Origin of the sequence: Rathayibacter sp. VKM Ac-2762, assembly GCF_009866585.1 — a bacterium.
Classification (GTDB): Bacteria; Actinomycetota; Actinomycetes; order Actinomycetales; family Microbacteriaceae; genus Rathayibacter.
The window spans coordinates 1,735,159-1,753,177 of the sequence record NZ_CP047419.1 but is presented as its reverse complement, the minus strand read 5'-3'; the positions used below and the strand labels follow the sequence as shown (position 1 = coordinate 1,753,177).

The following is an 18,019-nucleotide window of genomic DNA, read 5'->3' as shown; positions in this document are numbered from 1 at the left end:
CCTCCCGGGGTGTTCCTTCTCGGGTGAGGAGAGAGGACTAGCCGTTCACTTCCGCGTCGGTGTAGTAGCCGCCGTCGACGAGGACGGACTGGATCTGGTCCTTGGTGACGATGACCGGCTCGAGCAGGAAGGACGGGACGACCTTCTTGCCGTTGTCGTAGGTGTCGGTGTCGTTGACCTCGGGCTCGGTGCCCTCGAGCACGGCCTGGGCCATCTTCACGGCCTCCTTGGCGAGCTCGCGGGTGTCCTTGTAGATGGTCGCGTACTGCTCGCCGGCGATGATCGCCTTGACGGAGTCGAGCTCGGCGTCCTGACCGGTGATGATCGGGAAGTCGGAGCCGACGGTGTAGCCGGCGTCGGTCAGAGCCGAGATGATGCCGCGGCTGAGGCCGTCGTAGGGCGAGAGGACGCCCTGGACCTTAGAGCCGTCGGAGTACGTCTTGGTGAGGATGTCCTCCATGCGGCTCTGGGCGACCTCGCCGTCCCAGCGGAGCGTGGCGACGGTGTTGAAGTCGGTCTCGCCGGACTTCACGACGAGCGTCTTGTCGTCGATGTACGGCTGGAGGGTGTCCATCGCGCCGTTGAAGAAGAACGTGGCGTTGTTGTCGTCGGGGCTGCCGGCGAACAGCTCGACGTTGAAGGGGCCGGCGGGGGCGTCGGCGGCCTTCGCGCCGGTGAGGTCGGTGAGACCGAGGCCCGCGAGGAGCGAGGTGGCCTGCTGGACGCCCACCTTGTAGTTGTCGAACGTGGCGTAGTAGTCCACGTTCTCGGAGTCGCGGATGAGGCGGTCGTAGGCGATGACGGGGATGTCGTTGGCCTTGGCCTCCTCGAGCACGCTCGTGAGGGTGGTGCCGTCGATCGAGGCGACGATCAGGGCCTTGGCGCCCTTGGTGATCATGTTCTCGAGCTGCGAGACCTGGGTGGGGATGTCGTCCTCGGCGTACTGCAGGTCGACCTGGTAGCCGGCCTCCTCGAGCTGCGACTTGACGTTGTTGCCGTCAGCGATCCAGCGCTCGGACGACTTGGTCGGCATCGCGACGCCGACGAGGCCGCCGTCGCCGGATCCCGAGCCCGAGCCGCCACCGGTTCCGGAGGAGCAGGCGGCGAGGGAGAGGATCATCGCTCCGCCGGCGATGCCGGCGATGAGAGCGCGCTTCATTGTGGTCACTGTGATTCCTTCGTCATTGAATGCAGTGGATGCAGGGCCGCCCTCGGGATCGGGGCGGAGATGTGATGCCATGTGAGCGATCACATTGCGTCATGCTAGACCCGACGGCGCCGTTCGTGTCAACGCGTACGTCTCGACTCGGTAACGGGACACCGGCGGCCTCGCATACCGCGTCGTCCGCTCCCCGACCGCTCGTGTCAAGGGTCCCCGGCCCCGGAAGGGAGCCGGAGCCGTCGGCGTTGCGTCCAGCACTGTCGAAAGGACGCACACCATGACGAAGACCTGGTTCATCACCGGCGCCTCGAAGGGCTTCGGCCGCGAGTGGGCCGAGGCGGCGCTCGAGCGCGGCGATTCGGTCGCCGGCACCGCCCGCCGGATCGAGACCCTCGACGCTCTCGTCGAGGAGTATCCGGACACGTTCCTCCCGCTGACCCTCGACGTGACCGACCGCGCGGCCGGCTTCGCCGCGGTGCAGGCCGCGGCCGAGCGGTTCGGCCGGCTGGACGTCGTGATCAACAACGCCGGCTACGGGCACTTCGGCATGATCGAGGAGCTCACCGAGGAGGAGGTCCGCGCGCAGCTCGAGACCAACGTCTTCGGCGCCCTCTGGGTCACCCAGGCCGCGCTGCCGATCCTCCGCGAGCAGGGCTCGGGCCACATCGTCCAGGTGTCGAGCATCGGCGGCATCAGCGCGTTCCCCTCGATCGGCGCGTACCACGCGTCGAAGTGGGCGCTCGAGGGCTTCACCCAGTCGCTGGCCGCCGAGGTCGCCGGCTTCGGGATCCACGTGACCCTCGTCGAGCCCGGCGGGTACTCGACCGACTGGTCCGGTCCCTCCGCGTCGCGCAGCGAGCCGATCGCTGCGTACGACGAGGTCCGCGAGGCAGCGAGCCGACGCCCCTCCGCCGCTCAGCAGGGCGACCCGCGGGCCTCGCGCCTCGGGATCCTCGCGGTCGTGGACGCGGACGAGCCGCCGCTGCGGATCTTCTTCGGGCGCGCGCCGCTGGGCATCGCGACGGCGGACTACGAGACGCGCCTCGAGACCTGGAAGCGCTGGAACGACGTGTCGATCGCCGCTCACGGCGAGTGATCCCGGGCGGTCGCGGCGCGAGGGCGTCGCGGCCGCCGGTCAGCGCGAGGCGGTGACGCTCGCGCTCCGGGGGACGGCTGTGGATCCGCGGACGACCAGCTGCGGAGCGATCGGCGCCGCCTTCTCCGGCCGGTCGCCCTCGATCAGGCTGAGCAGCGCGGCCACGCACCGGCGTCCGAGCTCCACGAAGTCCTGGCGGACGCTGGTCAGCGGCGGCCAGTAGAACGCAGCCTCGGGGATGTCGTCGAAGCCGATGACGCTGACGTCCTCCGGCACGCGGACCCCGCGCTCGTGGAACGCGCTCATCAGTCCGAGCGCCATCTGGTCGTTCCCCGCGAACACCGCGGTGAAGTCGAGAAAGCGCGAGAGCTCGAGGCCCACGCGGTGGCCGCGCTCGGCGCTCCAGTCGCCGAGCAGCGGCGGGCGCAGCGGGATCGAGCGGTGGTCGAGCTCGGCGAGGTAGCCGCGCATCCGCGCCTCGGCCTCGATCCAGTCCTGCGGGCCGGCGAGGTGCACGATCTCGGTGTGCCCGAGGTCGATCAGGTGTCCGGTGGCGATGCGGGCGCCGGCCATCTGGTCGACGTAGAGCGCGTCGTCGCGGTCGTCCTCGCTCGTCTGCAGCGTCACGTGCGGGATGCGCAGCGCGACTCCGGAGAGGATGTCGAAGACGCGGATCTGCGGGGCGACGACCACGAGGCCCTCGACCGCCTGGTTGAGCAGATGCCGGATCCCGGCCTGGATCGACGCGCCGTCGGTGCCGTCGACGTTGGCCGTGACGACGAGGTAGCCCGCGTCGCGCGCCGCCACCTCGATGGCCTGGATGCTGGAGGCCGGACCGTACTGCAGGCTCTGCGAGGACAGCACGCCGACGGTGCGGGTGCGGCTGGTGACCAGTGCCCGCGCGGCGAGGTTGGGGCGGTAGTCGAGCTCGGCCATGACCTCGAGCACGCGCTTCTTCGTCTCGGCGCGGAGGCTCGGGTGGTCGTTCAGGACCCGGGAGACGGTCTGGTGCGAGACGCCGGCCGCGCGGGCGACGTCGTAGATGCTCGGCGCCCGCGACGCGGGCTTGTCTTCCGGCATCGGGCACCGCGGCTCTCTGTGATCGGCGCCTCCGACGCAGGACCGGGGCGCCCTCACGGGCGGCTCGCCCGTCCGCGGGCGCGTGTGAGCACACTTTACGTCCCTCGGCGCGGGGGCCTGCACACCGACGGAACCTCGACGGCTCGGACGGGTGCCGCTCCCGGATCGGCCGGACGTTCCGGCACCGCTGGTGCGGGCGCGCCGGAACGACGCGATCCGCGCCTCCGCCCCGCGGTCGTCGCAGCGGGTGGTCGCCGCGGTCGGGTCAGCCGTCGAAGACCTCGGCCGAGGCGAAGGCCGCATCGGAGCGGAGCACGGCGACGAGGTCCGCGGGACAGTCCTCGAAGGCCGTCCTCTCCGGACCGGGAGGCGTGTGCGCTCGGAAGTCGACGACGAGTCCGTAGCAGGTGTAGACCTCGCTGGGACCGCTGAACCAGCCGCCCTCATCCTCCTCTCCGGGGATCGGACCGGACGCGAGGAAGAGCGAGAAGCGGGCCTCGCCGTCCGTGACGTCCTCGTCGTAGAGCACCACTCCGCCGTCCTCGAGCACCGAGGGATCGACCGACTCGGCCTCTCCGTCCCAGCGGGGGACGTCGATTCCCGAGAGATAGGCGGACGGGTCCTCGAGAGGCGGTGGATAAGCCTCCGGATTCAGGCCGTGGAGTATGCCGATCGTCTCGTCGAGCGACCGGTAGACACTCGTGCTGAGAGGATCCTCGACCGCGGCCATCTGCCGCCACAGCCTGCCGTCGATCCCGCTGTCGTGGCCGTGGTACTCCGTCGCGCACGCCGAGAGCGACGTGATCGACGCCATCACCGCCGCTGCTCTCCACGTTCTGCTGATCGACACCCGGCTCATCCTGCCCGACGCTCCTCGTCAGCGGGCGCGGAGGACCCGCGGGGTCCGGAGGAGGGCGACCGCCGAGAGGCCGAGGGCCAGGAGCTGAGCCAGAGCGACGGGCGCCGAGAGGAGGAGGGCCACGGCCGGGGCGGGCACGTTCCCTCCGCCGAGGGTGACCACGGCCGAGACAGCGAGGTAGCAGGCGTGGAGGACCGCGCAGGCGAGGGAGACGCGCCACCACGTCGTCCAGCGGACGAGGAGCGGCGGCAGCGCGATGAGTGCCCAGAGCGCGAGCCTCGGCAGGCCGAGGGCGGTGCCGTTCAGGAGGAGGTCGAGGAGCGCGATCGCGGCGAACGGGCCGGTGAGGACCGCCGCGCCCAGCTGCAGGAGCTTCGAGGGCAGCAGAAGGCTGGGGCGCATCGGACGGCCTGTGCGGGCGTCGTGCTGATCGAGTGCGGCGCGGGCGATCTCGACGGGATCGCCGAAGGAGCGCGCGAGCTCCGACTCGTCGCCCGCGGCGTGCTCCGAGGCGTCCTCGAGCAGCTCGCGTCGCGACCGCCGCGGGAGGACCGCCAGTTCGCGGCGCAGCCGGGCGGTGTAGCCGCGGCCGGTCGTTTCCGTGGTGTGCGTCGTCATCAGTGCGTCTCCAGGAGGTCGTCGACGGTGGATCGGAACGGCACCCAGGCCGCCCGGAACTCCTCGAGCCGGGCGCGGCCTGCGGGAGCGAGGGTGTAGTAGCGCCGCTGTCGTCCGAGGCTCGGGTCGGTGAGCTCCGTCGAGACGAGTCCGCTGTCGCGCAGGCGTGAGAGCAGGGGGTAGAGCGTGCCCTCGCCGGCGAGCAGGCCCTTCTCGCTCAGGGTGAGCGCGAGGTCGCGTCCGTACTTCGGCTCGCCCGAGATCGCGGCCAGGACGCAGAACTCGACGACCCCCTTCCGGAGGTTCGTGAGGATCTTCTCCGCGTCCGTCGCCATGCGGACCACTATGCCTTGCGTTGCAAGGCCTGGCAATACCTAGTGTGCGGGAAGCGCGTCCTGCGGGGCGAGACGACCGCAGGGCGATCACAGGCGCCGCCCTGCGGTCCGGGGTACTTTCCTCCGTGTGAACGACAGCGACGAGAAGTCCGGGAGAGGCTGGCGCATCGATCTCGGCGAGCCGCCGGAGAGCGTGTCCGGTGATGTCGTCGACGCTCTCGATCGGGTGTCCGCGGAATTCGCGGCGTTCCGGAGCGGGACTTCCGGCGAGGGCGGAGAAAGGGCCGCGGCACTCCGCGGAGCCGCCCGACTCGGGGCCGGAGAGCACCGGCTCGCCGTCGCCTCGGGGCTGACGCGGGAAGGCGTCCGCGCCTTTCTCGCGGGGGGATGACAAGCCGTCGGAGAGGCGGTTCCCCCGTGCCTCGACAAGCCGGCGCCGAAGGAAGAGAAAGGCCTCGAGAAGGCGCGGCATCCGGAGAGATCGGAGACGACGAATGGACGACGAGGAGTGGGCTCGGTACCTTCTCGCGATGGAGCGCCGAGCACCGACGAACCAGGACGGCGCGACCGCGGAACGCCGGGACGCGATGCTGGCGGCCGTCCTGCGGGAGCTCGACGCGGTCGATCCGTACGGACTCGAGCCGGGTCGCGAGGACGGCGCTCCCCGCGAGGAGTACGCGTCTGAGGCGGCCCCGATCGCGAGCATCCTTCTGCGCCGAGGACGGATCACCGGCGAGGAGCTCGACGCCGTCTGGCGGTTCTGGTTCGGCGAGCCGCTGAGCGCCCTGCTCGGCGACGGCTTCGCCCCGCTCCTGGCGCGGCTCGACCGGCTCGCTCCTCCCTCGGCGGAGGAGTGACGGGCGTCGACTCCCGGCGGCGGACCGGCCGCGATCCCGGCGTCCCGTATCGCTCCGCCCAGCTCCGCCTAGCTCCGCCTAGCTCCGCCTAGCTCCGCTCGCGGAAGAAGCGGATGAGCTCGCGCAGCGCCGGGAGCGTCGCGCTCTCGGCCTCGGTGTCGTCGAGGTCGTCGAAGGAGGTGCGCAGCCCGGCGGCCTCGGCGTCGGCGGCGGACTCGAACGCCATCGACCACTCCGGGAAGAGCCGCTCCCGGATCGGCTCCTCGAGGAGGGTGCGCAGCTGCGCGTGGCGCTCGTCGGCGGCGATGACGGCCATCCGCTCGCGCAGGACCTCGTCCGGCCCCTCGAGCACCTGGAGGAACCGGCCGTCGCGGTGCAGGAGCATGCCGGTCAGGCCGAGACGCTCGTTGTTCGCGCGACACTGGGCGAGCAGCGCGGGGAGGTCGGCGTCCGTGAAGCCGGCGGAGGTGCGGCTGGAGTAGACGAGGGAGAGCATGGCGTCCGTTCCTGGTGGGGGAGGCGGGCGCCTCCGCTCCCAGTGGACCACCGACAGCGCCTCCCGCACGGCCACTTCCGCCGGCGGCGGCGGGCTGCTAGAGCTAGCCGACCGTGATCGGAGCGGCGGACGGACGGGTGCCCTGCCGCATCCAGACGAAGAAGCCGACCAGGGTGAACGCGCCGTAGAAGACGTACATCAGCCCCGACGCGTAGTAGCCGGCCGAGAACAGCAGCGGCACGCCGACCAGGTCGACGGCCACCCAGATGAGCCAGAACTCGGTCCAGCCCTTCGCCATGCCGTAGGTGGCGAGGACGGAGCCGACGAAGATCCACGCGTCGCTCCAGACCGGCTCGTAGGAGCCGAGCGCGCGGAACACGGGCGTCAGCACCGCGGTGCCGCCGACCATCCCGAGCACCAGCAGGCCGCGGGTGCGCCACGACGCCCAGCGCGGCTCGATCAAGGTGGTCGAGTCGTCGGGGCGGTGGGTCCACCGGTACCAGCCGTAGACGCTGACCAGGATGAACATCACCTGCCGCCCGGCCTGGCCGAGCAGGTTGACGGGGTTCGGAGTGCCGAACAGGGCGCCCATGAAGACCGTGAACAGCAGCACGTTGCCGATGAGGCCGACGGGCCAGGCCCAGACCTTCCGCCGCATCCCGCCGAGGGCGCTGAGGAGCCCGAAGACGTTGCCGATGACCTCCCGCCAGAGGACGGTCTGCTCGCCGATGACGATCTGCGCGTCGAACAGCCAGTGCACGAGGTCCACGAGGCCTTCTTCCTGAGTCGGGATGCCGGGTGGTGCAACCCTGCCCCATCCCGGGCCATTCCCGTCGCGGGCGGATGCGGGCGCCGCGCTCGGACCACGCTGGATCGCGCTCCGGGCGGGGATCGCGACCGGCGCCCGCTGTGCCGCCGCGACCGTAGGCTGGCGGGATGACGTCCCGGGTGCGACTCCTGCTGGCCTCGTCGCACCCCGGGCCGACCGTGACGGTCACCGTGCTGGCGACCGTGATCGCGGCGGCGTCCGGGCATCCGCTCGGGCAGGTCGTGCTGGTGGCGCTCGCCGTGCTGCTCGGGCAGCTCTCGATCGGGCTCGCGAACGACTGGATCGACGCCGATCGCGACCGCGCGGTGGGGCGCACCGACAAGCCGGTCGCGCAGGGGCTGATCGGCGTGGGCGCCGTCCGCGCCGCCGCTCTGGGGACGGCCGCGGCCGCCGTGGTGCTCTCGCTGCTGCTCGGACCGGTCGCCGCGGTCGCGCACCTGGTGCTGGTCGCCGCGGGCTGGGCCTACGACGCGGGGCTCAAGCGCACGGTCTGGTCGGTCGCTCCGTTCGTGGTCGCCTTCGGGCTGCTGCCGGTGGTGGCGGTGGCGGCGGGCGACGGCCGGCTCCCCGCCTGGTGGGCGATCGCGACCGGCGCCGTGTTCGGCATCGCGATCCACTGCACGAACGTGCTCCCCGACCTGGTCGACGACGAGGCCACCGGGGTCCGCGGCTTCCCGCACCGCCTCGGCCTGCGGCTCTCCGGAGTCGTCGCCTTCGGGTCGCTGGTGGTCGCCGCGCTGCTCGTGCTCGTCGGACAGCTCGTCGGCGACCAGCCGGTGCGCGGGACAGGCGTGGTGCTCGCGGTGATCGGGACCCTCGCGGTGGTCGTGCTCGCCGCGGCGGGCATCCGCCTGGTGCTGACCGGCCCGCCCACGCGCACCCTGTTCCGGCTGGTGATCGCGGCCTCGCTCGTGCTGGTGGTCGAGCTCGGGCTGGCGGGCGCGCGGCTGGTCGGCTGACCGGCCGCCCTCAGGACCAGCGCATCGCGTAGACGCGGGCGAGCAGGTCCGAGGTCGGCAGGGCGAGGGCGGTGCGGAGGAACGTCTCGCGCCCGCGGTGCGCGAGCGAGCCGAGCGGGCGTCCGAGCGCCATGTTCGCCTCCGCCTGCCGCGCCGCGCGCCGGGCCGCGGTGGTGCGCCGCCGGGCGAAGCCGGGCCAGGGGCCGGCCTCGCCGCGGCGCACGGCACCGGCCAGGAGCGGGGCGAGCTCGGCGGCGTCGAGCCAGCCGAGGTTCATGCCCTGCCCGCCGATCGGACTGATCTCGTGCGCGGCGTCGCCGATGAGCACGACGCGGCCGACGCCCATCCGCTCGGCCTCGCGGCGCCGCACCTGGAAGCCGCTGAGCATCGTGCAGGTCTCCGGGTCGGCGTCGGCGCCCGTCCGGTCGCGGACAGCGGCGGCCAGGGCGCGCGCGGCCTCCTGGTCGGGGGCCTCCTCGGGCCGCCAGGCGGGGGCGCCGAGGGAGCGGTCCGGGCCGCTCAGGGCGACGTACCGGCGCCGACCGCCCGGCAGCGGGAAGGACTCCACCACTCCGGCCGGACCGACGTCGACCAGCGCGGTGCCGGTGAGACCGCCGGGCTCGGGGTCGGCGAAGTCGCCCATCACGTAGCGGTCCGGGTAGTCGCGGCCGGTGGTGCGGATCCCGAGCAGGTCGCGGACGGTGCTGCGGGCGCCGTCGGCTCCCACGACGAAGGCGGCGCGGACGGAGACCGGCTCGCCGCCCGGTCCGGTGCCGGTCGCCTCGACGGTCGAGCCCCGACGGAGCAGGCCGGTCAGCGCGACCCCGGGGCGCAGCGCGTCCGGGGCCGCCGCCTCGAGGCGCTCGCGGAGGATCGCCTCGGTGCGGTGCTGGTCGAGGGTGACGACGTAGGGGTGCGTCGCGGAGGCGCGCGCGAACGAGAGCGTGCCGAGGGTGCGGCCCCGGCTGCGCGCGACGCCCTCGCGGACCCGGGTGGCCTCGGCCAGCACGGGAGCATCGGCGCCGACCGCGGCGAACGCGTCGAGCGACGGCGGATGGATGCCGATCGCCCGCGAGCCCCGCGGCACCGAGGAGCGCCGCTCCCACACCTGCACGTCCACTCCGGCCCGCGCCAGGAGCGCGCCGAGCAGGAGTCCGACCGGACCGCCGCCGACCACGAGCACGTCCGTCTCCGCTGTCACGGGTCGAGCCTAGGGAGCGGCGGCGCGGCGGGCGAGGGGGTGCGCTCGACCGCCGCGCGTGCTCAGGGTGCGAGCGGAGGTGTCAGAGCGCGTCGACGGCGGCGAGGATCTCCTCGGTCTCCGTGCGCGTCGTGTAGTCGACGTGCACGTCCGCCGTGCGGACGATCCGGTCGGCGTCGACGACCAGGACGGTCGGGTACGGGACGGCCGGGGTGTCGTCGGCGTTGCTGTCCTTCACGGCGAAGCCGAGCGCGGTGTGCGCCTCCTGCGCGTCGCCGCTGGGGGCGGTGACGATGCCGAGAGCGCTCGCGAGCGTGTTGCCGGGGTCGGAGACGACGGTGAAGCCCAGGTCGCCGCCCGCGACCGCCGCGCGCGACCCGTCGGGAGTCTGCGGGCTGATCGCGACGAGGGCGACTCCGCGCGACGCGAGCTCGGGGGCGAGGGTCTCGTTGTAGTGCTTGAGCGTGATGTTGCAGTACGGGCACCAGGCTCCGCGGTAGAAGACGAGGACGGCCGGGCCCGCGCCGAGGACGTCCGCGAGGTCGACGGTGTCGCCGTCGACGGTCACGACGGAGGCGGCGGGAAGCGCGTCGCCGGCGGTGACGGCTCCGCTCGGGGCGCCGGCGGCGACGAGGTCGTCGCGCTCGCCGGAGAAGACGGCGGCGAGCTCGGGGCCGACCGTCTCGTCGAAGCCGACGGTGAACTCGTCGAGCTGGGTGCGGACGGAGGTGCTGGTCATCGGAAGTCCTTCGGTCGTGACGGTCGTGGTCCCCCGTCCGGGAGCCTAGGCATGCGGGGGACCGGGCGCCGGGCGCCCGTCACGCGGCGTCACACGACGGCCGACGCGTGTCGGCCGGCGTGCGTGGGGACGGGCCCCGCCGCTCCGTCACTCCGGGGCGACGACCAGCTCGCCGCCGGCGGAGCGCGAGACGCACGGCATGATCCAGCGGTCCTGCTCCTCGGGGGTCAGCACCAGGTCGCGGTGCTCCGCCGTCCCGCCGACGAGGCGCAGGCGGCAGGTGCCGCACGTGCCCGACTCGCAGGAGGAGTCGACGTCGATCCCGGAGGAGCGGAGCGCGGTGAGGAGCGAGCGGTCGGCCGGGACCTCCACAACGGCTCCGGTCGGCTCCCAGACGGCGGCGAAGGGGACGGCTCGGTCGCCGACGGCGTCGACGCCCGCGAAGTCCTCGACGTGGATCCGGCTCGGGCGCCAGTGCATCGTGAGGGCGAGGACCTCGTCGATCAGCGCGGACGGACCGCAGCAGTAGATCCGGGTGTCGTCGTCGGGCTCGGCGACGAGCGGCCAGAGGTCGAGCCGGCCGTGGATCGCACTGTGGTGCACGAGGGAGCCGTCGGCGGAGAACTCGTCGAGCCACGCGGTGTCCTCGGGGGTGCGGCTGAGGTAGACGACCTGCACGGCCGATCCCTGCGCCCGGAGCTCGGCGGCCATGGCGCGGATCGGGGTGACACCGATCCCGCCGGCGATCAGGAGGTAGCGGGCGGCGGGCCGGAGGACGAAGGTGTTCGCGGGCGGCGCGGAGGAGAGGACGTCGCCGACGCGGACGTCGTCGTGGAGGCTCCGCGATCCGCCCCGACCCCCGGGCTCCCGGCGCACCGCGATCGCGTAGTGCGACGGCTCCGAGGATCCCGGCTCGACGAGGCTGTAGCTGCGGCGCTCGCCGGAGGGGGTCGTGAGCGTGAGGTGCGCGCCGGCCGAGTAGCCGGGCAGCGGGGCGCCGTCCTCGCTCCGCAGCACGAAGCGGGTGACGGCCGGGGTGAGCGCCTCGCGCTCGGCCACCACGAGCCGCAGCTCAGCCACGGAGCACCAGCTCGTCGCCCACGCCGAGCGTGCCGCCGTCGAGGACCTCCGCGTAGACGCCGAGGAGCTCGTGGCCGTAGGTCTCGTGCAGCAGCCGGGGGACCGGCAGATCGCGCCGCCCGGTGCCCGGCTCGACCTCGGTCGCAGCGCACCGCTCGGTGGCCTTCGTGATCCGCAGCCGCAGCCCGCCCGCGGTGAGCTCGCGGCCGAGCAGCTCGAGCTCGCTCCACGCCGGCAGCCCCTCGAGGTGGATGTTCCCGCGGAACCGCAGCGGATCGACGCTCCGGCCGGTGCGCTCGGCGAGGTCGCGGACGCTCGCCAGGTTGATCAGCGAGACGTACTCCATCTCGACATCGGAGTTGTGGGCCGTGTCGGTGTAGCGGCGCCCCGCGTCCTGGGCGATCACGGGCTCGACGCCGGGCGGCAGGTCGAGCACACGGGCGGCGAAGGAGCGCAGTGCGGCCCGTCCGTCCTCCGCGCCCAGGTCGGCGGAGAGGACCCGGTGGCCGCGGACGTCGACGGTGAGCACTCCGCTGCCGGGGTCGAGGTGCGTGGTCAGGCCGGCGAGGCGCGCCTCGGCGACGAGCACGAAGTACTCGCGCTTGGAGATGCCGTGCCGCATGCCGGGCCGGTAGGCGCCGCCGGGGCGGGCGAGGGCGATCGTGCGGTCGAAGGGGACGCCGCGGCCGGCGGTGAGCTCGACGCGGGGGAGCGGCTGCGGGGTCAGGCCCTTCACCGGGTAGACGAAGAGGCCGTCCACGCGTGTCGTCATGCCCCCATCCTGGCGCATCGCCGGGGAGCCGCCAGGGCCGTCGCGGCGCAGGGGAGCGCGAGGAGCGGACGCGGCGCCGTGCGGATCCTGCGAGGCCGCGGGGCGGATGCGCTCCGGCAGGCCTCGTCTAGTACTGGAGCGAGAGGCCGACCAGGGGCGGGACGACGAGCGCGCCCAGCTCGACGATCGCGACGCTCGCGCCGACGCCGAGCGCGACGGCCGAGAGCAGCCGGGCGCGGTCCTTCCGCGCGACGCCGATGACGCCGACGATCGCGGTCGCCGTCGCGAGCACGAGCATCGTGACCCCGAGGGCGGCGAAGAGCGCCCCGATCTGCGTGGTGTCGAAGCCGCCCTGGAACGCGAGGACCGGGATGGCCGTGGTGAGCGCGGTCCGCCCGATCTGCGCGAGGACGAGGACGATCGCGAGGACGAGGCCGACGATGCCGACGACGTCGCGGGGCCGGGGCTGGGGGGCGGGGACGGAGGCGGTCACGCCGTCGAGCCTAGGGGCGGGCGCGGCGGCGGGGCGAACGGGCGGGGGCGTTCCGGCGGGGACGGACGGAGCGGGCTCGCACCGCGGACCGCCTCGGACGAGCTCCGCGATCCGCAGCACCCGGTCGACCGACGTCCGGGCGGACGGGTCGTGTGCTGGGACCCGCGCGGACCTCCGCGGTCGGCGGGACGTCGTGTCCTGTTCGCCTGCCGCCCCTTGCCCGCGCGCCGCTCCGCGCGCACCCTGGAGTCATGACCGCCTGGAGCCCTCTCGAGATCGTCGGCGCCGTGGTGCTCGCCCTCGCGCTGATCGGGCTCGCCGCCGCGGCCGTGGCGGTCGGAGCGGGCGACGAGATCGCGTTCATCGGCGTGCTGGTCGCCTTCGCAGTCGCGGTCACCGGGCTCGGCCTCCACATCGCCGGCCGCGAGGCGCGGTACCGCCGCGACAACCGGTGACTCCGTCGCGCTACCGCCGCGACGACGGCTGAGGAGGCGCGCTCCCGCCGCGGCGGCCGCTCAGCGGGACGCGCCCCGCCGCGACGGCCGCTGATCGGGGGGCGCCCCGCCGCGACGGCACTCGGCCGGTCAGTGCCCGAGCTCCACCAGCAGCACGCCGGCGATGATCAGGCCGATCCCGCCGAGCATCGTCCAGGTCAGCGGGTCCTGGAACAGCCAGCGGCCGAGCACCGCGGTCAGCGCGACTCCGACCGCCGCCCAGATCCCGTAGGCCACCCCGATCGGCATGCCCTGCGCGAGCGCCCCGGCCAGCAGCGAGAACGCGACGACGTAGCCGACTCCGACCACGACGTACCAGCGCTTCCGGCCGTCCGTCGCGGGTTTGAGGCTCATCGTCGCGGCGACCTCGGTGAGGATCGCGCCCGAGAGCAGCAGCCAGGCCATCAGCGCACCGCCCGGCGCGCGGCCTGCGCTCGCTGGGAGCCGATCTCGACCATCAGCACGCCCGCGATGATCAGCACCAGCCCGATCGTCATCACGCCCGTCAGCGGCTGCCCGAAGAGCACGGTCGCGAGGACCGCCGTCAGCGCGACTCCGCACGCGCCCCACACGCCGTAGGCGACTCCGATCGGCATGCCGGCCTTGAGCACCCGGCTGAGGAGGACGAACGCCGCCAGGTAGCCCGCCACCACGAGGGCGTACCAGCCCGGCGACTCGATGGCGGCCTGGAGGGCGAGCGACGCCGTCACCTCGGTGAGGATCGCGCCGGCGAGGAGCACCCAGCTCATCGCGTGCCGTCGGATCGGGTCATCCGGCCAGCGTAGGGCGGGCGCGGAGGCGTGCGCCCGCAGAACCAGAGCGCAGTGCCCGGAGACGGGGTGGGGATGATCGTTCTCCGGGCAGTGGCGCGCTCACCGCGCGAAGTGCTCGCGCACCTCCGCCTGCCAGCGCTCGCGGTCCTCCTCCGTGATGAACGCCGCGTCGAAGGAGTTGAGCGCCAGCTGCTCGAGCTGCGCGTCGTCCATCCCCAGCTCCTCGACCAGGGCGCGGTAGTTCTCGTCCACGTAGCCGCCGAAGTAGGGCGGGTCGTCGCTCGAGACCGTCACGACGACTCCCTCGCGGAGCATCGCGGGCAGCGGGTGGTCGGCCATCGTGTCCACCGCGCGCAGGGCCACGTTCGACAGCGGGCACACCGTCACCGCGATGCGGCGCTCCCGGAGCATCGCGACCACCTCCGGGTCCTCCATCGCGCGGATCCCGTGGTCGATCCGCTCGACCTTCAGCAGCTCGACGGTGGCCGCGACCGTCTCGGGCCCGCCCTCCTCGCCGGCGTGCGCGACCAGGCGCAGTCCCTCCGCCGCGGCGCGCGCGTAGACGTCGACGAACAGCTCCGGGCCGAAGCCCACCTCGTTCGAGTCGAGCCCGACGCCGATGACGTGCTCGCGCCAGGGGAGGATCGCCGTCAGCATCTCGTCGGCCGCGTCGGCGCCCAGGTCGCGGAGGAAGCACATGATCAGGTCCGTCGAGATCCCGTGGGTCTCCTCGCTCCGACCGAGCGCACGGGTGATCCCGCTCATCACGGTGTCGAGCGCGACGCCGTTGCCGAGGTGCGTCTGCGGGTCGAAGAAGATCTCGGCGCGGCGGACGTTCGCCTTCTGCGCCCGGTCGAGGTAGCCGGTCGCGAGCTCGAAGAAGTCCCGCTCCGTCTTCAGCACGGTGAGGTTCGAGTAGTGCAGCTCCAGGAACGACGCGAGGTCGGTGAAGGAGTACCGCGCGCGGAGGGCGTCGAGATCCTCGGTGGGCAGGGCGACTCCGTTGCGGCGCGCCATCTCGACGATGTGCTCGGGCTCGATCGTGCCCTCGAGGTGGATGTGCAGCTCGGCGCTGGGCGGGGCGGGGAAGGCGGGGCGGGGCATGCGGATCCTCCAGGGAGCGGCCGGGGCGGCGGGGTCGCTCCCGACCGTAGGCCTCCGCTGTTTCGCGCGCGTTTCCGGCGGGAGGCGCGCGATCCGGATCCGGAGCGGCCCCGCCCCCGGGTGCTAGAGCTCGCCCTGCTGCGAGGTGCCGGCCGGGATCGGGACGAGCCGCGTCACGACGGGCGGGTGGGCGACGAGCCCGCGGATCGCCGCGTTGAGGCGGACGACCGGCTCGCCGGCGCCGTGCGCGTCGAGCAGGTCGCCGCTCGTCCACTTCTCCAGCATCACGATGGTGCCGTCGGGCGAGTCGTGGATCGCGTAGAGCTCGCAGCCCTCCTCCTCGTGCACCTCCGCGATGGCGGTGGAGAGGGCGGCGACGAGCGCGTCGCGCTGCCCCTCGGCGGGAGCGAAGATCGCGGTGACGACGACGGGATCGGACATGGCGTGCCTTTCGGAGGGGGAGAGGATCAGCGCCGCGGGGGTGCGGCGCAGCTGGAGCGGATGACGAGGTCGGCCTGCACCTCGATGTGCTGCGGCGCCTCGGGGAGGCGGCCCTGCATGCGGGCGAGGACGAGCTCGACGCTGTGACGGGCGAGCATGTCGATCGGCTGGCGGACGACGCTGAGCGGCGGGGTGACCAGCTCGCTCCACGGGTTGTCGTCGAACACGACGACCGAGAGGGCCTCCGGGATTCGGATCCCGAGCTGGAAGAGCCGGTGCACGGCGCTGCGCACCTGCGCGGTGTTGGCGACGACGAGCGCGGTCGGCGGCTCCGGCAGCGCGAGGAGGGCGGCGACCGCCTCGCCGCCGACGTCGCCGCGGAAGGGCACGTCGCGCACCAGCGTGGAGTCCAGCGGCAGGTCGGCCGCGGTGAGGGAGGCGCGGTACCCGGCGACGCGGGCCTGGCCGGTGGAGGTGTGCGCGGGTCCGGAGAGGATCGCGATCCGGGTGTGGCCGAGCGCGATCAGGTGGTCGGTGGCCCGGGCGGCGGAGGCGGAGTTGCCGATGCTGACGACGTCGACGTCGTCGAGCCCGGGCGTGGTGCGGTCGACGAAGACCACGTCGACCCCGGCGCGGCGCAGGCGCGACCACTTCTCGAGGTTGTCGCCGGAGGGGGTGGCGATCACGCCCCCGACGGAGCGGTCGAGCAGGCTCGTGAGCGACTCGCCCTCGACGTGGGAGTCCTCCTGCGTGGTGACCAGGAGCACCTGGGCCCCGCGGGCGCGCGCCTCCCACACCACCTTGTCGGCGAGGCGGGCGAAGAACGGGTTGGTGAGGTCGGGCAGGACCAGGCCGATCGCGAGGGCCTGACCCTGGCTGAGCTCGCGGGCGGCGGCGCGGGGGCGGAAGCCGAGCTCGTCGATCGCCTCGACCACACGGCGCCGGGTGTCCACCGCGACCGGGCCGGTGCCGTCGTTGAGCACGCGGGAGACGACCGAGACCGAGACGCCCGCGGTGCGGGCGACGTCGCGGATCGTCGGAGCTTTCTGCACGGGTCCTCCCGGGGGCCGGCGGGGTCCTCGTCGAACGCCGCGATGCGAACTGCTGTTGACACAGCCTAACGGGCGCTGGTACAAAACTGGTACCGGTTCCACCCCGACCGGTCAGCAGAATTCCTCCGAAGAAGACTGCGCACGACGACGACGTCCACCGCCCTCACCGGCGGCTCTCCGCGTCCGTGCGCCACCGGACCAGAGAGGTCAACGTGAACCTGTACAAACTCCTCGGCGATCGCGAACGCGAGGGCCGCCCCATCCGCGTCGGGCTGATCGGCGCCGGCCGCTACGGCACCATGTACCTCTCGCAGGCGCGCAACATCCCCGGCGTCCACGTGGTCGCCATCGCCGACGTGAACGTGGCCCGGGCCCGCGGCGCCTTCGAGCTGGTCGACTGGCCCGCCGAGGCGATGGCCGCCGACATCCCCGAGGCGCTCGCCAACCGCACCACCACCATCGTCGACAACGCGGCCGTCCTCTTCGAGCACGACATCGACGTCATCGTCGAGGCGACCGGCAACCCCATCGTCGGCGTGCACCACGCCCTCCGCGCGATCGAGACCGGCAAGCACATCATCATGGTCACCGTCGAGGCCGACGCCCTCGCCGGACCGGCGCTCGCCAAGCGGGCGGAGAAGGCGGGCATCGTCTACTCGATGGCCTACGGCGACCAGCCGGCCCTCATCATGGAGCTCGTCGACTGGGCCCGCACCAGCGGCTTCGACGTCGTCTGCGCCGGCAAGGGCGCCAAGTACCTCGAGCACTACCACCAGATGAACCCCGACAACGTCTGGGAGAACTGGGAGTTCAGCAAGGAGCTCACCGACTCCGGCCAGCTCAACCCCTACATGCACACCTCGTTCCGCGACGGCACGAAGGCCGCCATCGAGATGGCCGCCGTCGCCAACGCGGCCGGGCTCGTCCCCTCCGACGCCGGCCTCACTTTCACCCCGGGCGACGTCGAGGAGATCGCCACGATCAGCCGCCCCCGCTCGATCGGCGGAGCGCTCGACCACGAGGGCACCGTCGACGTGATGTCGAGCGTCACCCGCGACGGCGCGCTCATCCCGCACAACACCCAGGAGGGCGTCTACGTCGTCGTCAAGGCGACCAACCCCTACGTGTCGACCTGCTTCGACGAGTACCCGTGGCACCCGGACCCGACCAAGCAGTACGCGGCGCTCTACCGCCCGTACCACTACGTCGGCCTCGAGCTGAACATGTCGATCGCCAACGCCGCCCTGCGCGGCATCTCGACCGGCCACCCCGAGGGCTTCTACGGCGACGTGGTCGCGACGGCCAAGAAGGACCTCAAGGCCGGCGAGTTCCTCGACGGCGAGGGCGGCTTCACCGTCTACGGCAAGCTCGTCTCCGCGAAGCACTCGGTCGCCACCGGCGCCCTCCCCGTCGCGCTCGCCCACCACGTCGAGCTGCGCAACGACATCGCGCAGGGCGCGACGGTCGGCTGGGACGACGTCATCATCGACGAGTCCCTCGCCGAGGCGCTCGAGCTGCGCCGCGAGACCGAGGCGCTGCTCGCCTCCTGATCCGACCCCGGGCCGGGCGGCCCCCTCCG

General features: G+C 73.1%; 23 protein-coding genes. 6 read left to right on the top strand and 17 right to left on the bottom strand.

Annotation, left to right across the window (positions count from 1 at the left end; translation table 11 throughout):
• Positions 1-37 precede the first annotated feature (37 nt).
• Positions 38-1,159 carry a multiple monosaccharide ABC transporter substrate-binding protein gene (gene chvE / locus GTU71_RS08295; protein ID WP_104224984.1) on the bottom strand — a complete coding sequence of 374 codons (1,122 nt, stop codon included), beginning with the start codon at positions 1,157-1,159 and terminating at the stop codon, positions 38-40.
• 280 nt (positions 1,160-1,439) lie between these two features.
• On the opposite strand from chvE, the gene GTU71_RS08290 reads away from it, so the two are divergent.
• Positions 1,440-2,258, top strand: coding sequence for an SDR family oxidoreductase (locus GTU71_RS08290; RefSeq protein WP_159939656.1), 819 nt, complete (start codon positions 1,440-1,442; stop codon positions 2,256-2,258).
• 39 nt (positions 2,259-2,297) lie between these two features.
• On the opposite strand, the gene GTU71_RS08285 is transcribed toward GTU71_RS08290, so the two are convergent.
• The 4 genes from GTU71_RS08285 to GTU71_RS08270 all read right to left on the bottom strand — a co-directional run bounded on the left by GTU71_RS08285 (position 2,298) and on the right by GTU71_RS08270 (position 5,150).
• On the bottom strand, positions 2,298-3,338 hold the full coding sequence (locus GTU71_RS08285) for a LacI family DNA-binding transcriptional regulator (RefSeq protein WP_104234510.1): 1,041 nt from the start codon (positions 3,336-3,338) through the stop codon (positions 2,298-2,300).
• A 265-nt stretch (positions 3,339-3,603) separates the two neighbouring features.
• Positions 3,604-4,188, bottom strand: a complete 585-nt coding sequence (locus tag GTU71_RS08280; RefSeq protein WP_159939655.1) for a hypothetical protein — start codon at positions 4,186-4,188, stop codon at positions 3,604-3,606.
• A 27-nt stretch (positions 4,189-4,215) separates the two neighbouring features.
• Positions 4,216-4,815 (bottom strand): hypothetical protein, encoded by a 600-nt coding sequence (locus GTU71_RS08275; RefSeq protein ID WP_159939654.1) that lies wholly within the window; start codon positions 4,813-4,815, stop codon positions 4,216-4,218.
• Positions 4,815-5,150, bottom strand: coding sequence for a PadR family transcriptional regulator (locus GTU71_RS08270; protein WP_159939653.1), 336 nt, complete (start codon positions 5,148-5,150; stop codon positions 4,815-4,817). Before GTU71_RS08270 ends, GTU71_RS08275 begins: the two co-directional genes overlap by 1 nt.
• 127 nt (positions 5,151-5,277) lie before the next feature.
• On the opposite strand from GTU71_RS08270, the gene GTU71_RS08265 reads away from it, so the two are divergent.
• Both GTU71_RS08265 and GTU71_RS08260 read left to right on the top strand, forming a co-directional pair.
• Complete coding sequence (locus GTU71_RS08265) at positions 5,278-5,541, top strand: hypothetical protein (RefSeq protein ID WP_104297847.1); 264 nt, start codon at positions 5,278-5,280, stop codon at positions 5,539-5,541.
• Between the two features lie 139 nt (positions 5,542-5,680).
• Positions 5,681-6,007 (top strand): hypothetical protein, encoded by a 327-nt coding sequence (locus tag GTU71_RS08260; RefSeq protein ID WP_159939652.1) that lies wholly within the window; start codon positions 5,681-5,683, stop codon positions 6,005-6,007.
• A gap of 88 nt (positions 6,008-6,095) precedes the next feature.
• Here GTU71_RS08260 and GTU71_RS08255 read toward each other — a convergent pair whose 3' ends face one another.
• Positions 6,096-6,503, bottom strand: coding sequence for a BLUF domain-containing protein (locus tag GTU71_RS08255; protein ID WP_159939651.1), 408 nt, complete (start codon positions 6,501-6,503; stop codon positions 6,096-6,098).
• A 103-nt stretch (positions 6,504-6,606) separates the two neighbouring features.
• Positions 6,607-7,272: a nicotinamide riboside transporter PnuC gene (gene pnuC / locus GTU71_RS08250; RefSeq protein ID WP_104227403.1), complete on the bottom strand. Its 666-nt coding sequence runs from the start codon at positions 7,270-7,272 to the stop codon at positions 6,607-6,609.
• A 167-nt stretch (positions 7,273-7,439) separates the two neighbouring features.
• Between pnuC and GTU71_RS08245 the strand changes: the two genes are divergently transcribed.
• Positions 7,440-8,291: a UbiA family prenyltransferase gene (locus tag GTU71_RS08245; RefSeq protein WP_104227404.1), complete on the top strand. Its 852-nt coding sequence runs from the start codon at positions 7,440-7,442 to the stop codon at positions 8,289-8,291.
• 10 nt (positions 8,292-8,301) lie between these two features.
• Here GTU71_RS08245 and GTU71_RS08240 read toward each other — a convergent pair whose 3' ends face one another.
• The 5 genes from GTU71_RS08240 to GTU71_RS08220 form a co-directional block, all read right to left on the bottom strand.
• Positions 8,302-9,492, bottom strand: coding sequence for an NAD(P)/FAD-dependent oxidoreductase (locus GTU71_RS08240; protein WP_159939650.1), 1,191 nt, complete (start codon positions 9,490-9,492; stop codon positions 8,302-8,304).
• 82 nt (positions 9,493-9,574) lie between these two features.
• Positions 9,575-10,231, bottom strand: coding sequence for a peroxiredoxin-like family protein (locus GTU71_RS08235; RefSeq protein ID WP_104346536.1), 657 nt, complete (start codon positions 10,229-10,231; stop codon positions 9,575-9,577).
• Between the two features lie 147 nt (positions 10,232-10,378).
• A complete protein-coding gene (locus tag GTU71_RS08230; protein ID WP_104315696.1) occupies positions 10,379-11,311 on the bottom strand; it encodes a PDR/VanB family oxidoreductase in 933 nt (310 codons plus the stop codon).
• A complete protein-coding gene (locus tag GTU71_RS08225) occupies positions 11,304-12,083 on the bottom strand; it encodes an MOSC domain-containing protein (RefSeq protein WP_159939649.1) in 780 nt (259 codons plus the stop codon). Before GTU71_RS08225 ends, GTU71_RS08230 begins: the two co-directional genes overlap by 8 nt.
• A gap of 127 nt (positions 12,084-12,210) precedes the next feature.
• Positions 12,211-12,576: a hypothetical protein gene (locus tag GTU71_RS08220; RefSeq protein ID WP_159939648.1), complete on the bottom strand. Its 366-nt coding sequence runs from the start codon at positions 12,574-12,576 to the stop codon at positions 12,211-12,213.
• 251 nt (positions 12,577-12,827) lie between these two features.
• Here GTU71_RS08220 and GTU71_RS08215 point away from each other — a divergent pair, with 251 nt between their 5' ends.
• Positions 12,828-13,031 (top strand): hypothetical protein, encoded by a 204-nt coding sequence (locus GTU71_RS08215; RefSeq protein ID WP_159939647.1) that lies wholly within the window; start codon positions 12,828-12,830, stop codon positions 13,029-13,031.
• Positions 13,032-13,160: 129 nt separating this feature from the next.
• Here the strand turns inward: GTU71_RS08215 and GTU71_RS08210 are convergent, their stop codons facing one another.
• The 5 genes from GTU71_RS08210 to GTU71_RS08190 all read right to left on the bottom strand — a co-directional run bounded on the left by GTU71_RS08210 (position 13,161) and on the right by GTU71_RS08190 (position 16,440).
• The gene (locus GTU71_RS08210; RefSeq protein WP_104239710.1) at positions 13,161-13,475 is read right to left on the bottom strand and encodes an SMR family transporter; all 315 of its coding nucleotides are present in this window, start codon (positions 13,473-13,475) and stop codon (positions 13,161-13,163) included.
• A complete protein-coding gene (locus tag GTU71_RS08205) occupies positions 13,475-13,819 on the bottom strand; it encodes an SMR family transporter (protein WP_159939646.1) in 345 nt (114 codons plus the stop codon). The genes GTU71_RS08210 and GTU71_RS08205 overlap by 1 nt, the downstream gene beginning before the upstream one ends.
• Positions 13,820-13,942: 123 nt before the next feature.
• Positions 13,943-14,947, bottom strand: coding sequence for an adenosine deaminase (locus GTU71_RS08200; protein ID WP_159939645.1), 1,005 nt, complete (start codon positions 14,945-14,947; stop codon positions 13,943-13,945).
• A 123-nt stretch (positions 14,948-15,070) separates the two neighbouring features.
• Positions 15,071-15,388 (bottom strand): putative quinol monooxygenase, encoded by a 318-nt coding sequence (locus tag GTU71_RS08195; RefSeq protein WP_159939644.1) that lies wholly within the window; start codon positions 15,386-15,388, stop codon positions 15,071-15,073.
• A gap of 26 nt (positions 15,389-15,414) precedes the next feature.
• Entirely contained in the window at positions 15,415-16,440 is a 1,026-nt protein-coding gene (locus GTU71_RS08190) for a LacI family DNA-binding transcriptional regulator (protein WP_159939643.1), read from the bottom strand.
• Positions 16,441-16,652: 212 nt separating this feature from the next.
• Here GTU71_RS08190 and GTU71_RS08185 point away from each other — a divergent pair, with 212 nt between their 5' ends.
• The gene (locus tag GTU71_RS08185; RefSeq protein WP_104251308.1) at positions 16,653-17,990 is read left to right on the top strand and encodes a Gfo/Idh/MocA family oxidoreductase; all 1,338 of its coding nucleotides are present in this window, start codon (positions 16,653-16,655) and stop codon (positions 17,988-17,990) included.
• Positions 17,991-18,019 lie beyond the last annotated feature (29 nt).

Excerpts from the sequence above, each read along its gene's own strand:
- chvE (WP_104224984.1), bottom strand. The coding sequence starts at position 1,159 with ATGAAGCGCGCTCTCATCGCCGGCATCGCCGGCGGAGCGATGATCCTC.
- GTU71_RS08290 (WP_159939656.1), top strand. The coding sequence starts at position 1,440 with ATGACGAAGACCTGGTTCATCACCGGCGCCTCGAAGGGCTTCGGCCGC.
- GTU71_RS08285 (WP_104234510.1), bottom strand. The coding sequence starts at position 3,338 with ATGCCGGAAGACAAGCCCGCGTCGCGGGCGCCGAGCATCTACGACGTC.
- GTU71_RS08275 (WP_159939654.1), bottom strand. The coding sequence starts at position 4,815 with ATGACGACGCACACCACGGAAACGACCGGCCGCGGCTACACCGCCCGG.
- GTU71_RS08270 (WP_159939653.1), bottom strand. The coding sequence starts at position 5,150 with ATGGCGACGGACGCGGAGAAGATCCTCACGAACCTCCGGAAGGGGGTC.
- GTU71_RS08260 (WP_159939652.1), top strand. The coding sequence starts at position 5,681 with ATGGAGCGCCGAGCACCGACGAACCAGGACGGCGCGACCGCGGAACGC.
- GTU71_RS08255 (WP_159939651.1), bottom strand. The coding sequence starts at position 6,503 with ATGCTCTCCCTCGTCTACTCCAGCCGCACCTCCGCCGGCTTCACGGAC.
- GTU71_RS08245 (WP_104227404.1), top strand. The coding sequence starts at position 7,440 with ATGACGTCCCGGGTGCGACTCCTGCTGGCCTCGTCGCACCCCGGGCCG.
- GTU71_RS08235 (WP_104346536.1), bottom strand. The coding sequence starts at position 10,231 with ATGACCAGCACCTCCGTCCGCACCCAGCTCGACGAGTTCACCGTCGGC.
- GTU71_RS08225 (WP_159939649.1), bottom strand. The coding sequence starts at position 12,083 with ATGACGACACGCGTGGACGGCCTCTTCGTCTACCCGGTGAAGGGCCTG.
- GTU71_RS08215 (WP_159939647.1), top strand. The coding sequence starts at position 12,828 with ATGACCGCCTGGAGCCCTCTCGAGATCGTCGGCGCCGTGGTGCTCGCC.
- GTU71_RS08210 (WP_104239710.1), bottom strand. The coding sequence starts at position 13,475 with ATGGCCTGGCTGCTGCTCTCGGGCGCGATCCTCACCGAGGTCGCCGCG.
- GTU71_RS08205 (WP_159939646.1), bottom strand. The coding sequence starts at position 13,819 with ATGAGCTGGGTGCTCCTCGCCGGCGCGATCCTCACCGAGGTGACGGCG.
- GTU71_RS08200 (WP_159939645.1), bottom strand. The coding sequence starts at position 14,947 with ATGCCCCGCCCCGCCTTCCCCGCCCCGCCCAGCGCCGAGCTGCACATC.
- GTU71_RS08195 (WP_159939644.1), bottom strand. The coding sequence starts at position 15,388 with ATGTCCGATCCCGTCGTCGTCACCGCGATCTTCGCTCCCGCCGAGGGG.